1 protein-coding gene is annotated in these 583 nt (G+C 38.9%); it reads right to left on the minus strand.

Going from position 1 to position 583, the window contains the following annotated elements; translation table 11 throughout:
* On the minus strand, positions 1 to 583 hold a 583-nt coding region (locus tag ACFINO_RS11280; protein ID WP_375655938.1), incomplete at both ends, for a tRNA (adenosine(37)-N6)-dimethylallyltransferase.

A 583-nucleotide genomic window follows, 5' to 3' on the forward strand; every position in this document is an offset into this window, starting at 1 on the left:
CTTTTTCAATCATAGAGTCCAACCGTTTATGAATACGTTCATAAAGCAACTGACGCGGTGGAATGAGAAGAAGTTTTTCTGAACAATTTCGCGCAATAAGAGGTGTTGTTTTTTTCTTCTGCCACCAACTTAGCTTTTTATCAGTTGCATCATAAACTTCCAAAGCACGAACAATACGTTGTCCATCTTGTGAAGAAATTTTCTCAGCGAGAACAGCATCAACCTGCCACAATTGGCGATAAAGGTTCTCAGCTCCCTCTTTATCAAGCCGAAGTCGCCATTTCTGCCGCACAACATCTGGAATATCAGGGATTTTTGAAATTCCCTCTAAAAGAGCACGAAAATAAAGTCCTGTTCCACCAACAAAAATAAGTGATTTCGACGTAAATGTCATTAAAAGCTTGCTAACATCACATAACCACTGTCCCACTGAGTAGTGAAGAGCAGGATTCACATAACCATAAAGATAGTGCGGAACAGTTGCAGTATCAGTCCGTGTAGGCCTTGCCGTTAAAATATTTAAAACATCATAAACCTGCATTGAATCAGTATTAATAATGAGAGCATTTTTTTCCTGAGCTAT

This window comes from Bartonella sp. AA83SXKL (assembly GCF_042196965.1).
In the GTDB taxonomy this organism is placed as follows: Bacteria; Pseudomonadota; Alphaproteobacteria; order Rhizobiales; family Rhizobiaceae; genus Bartonella.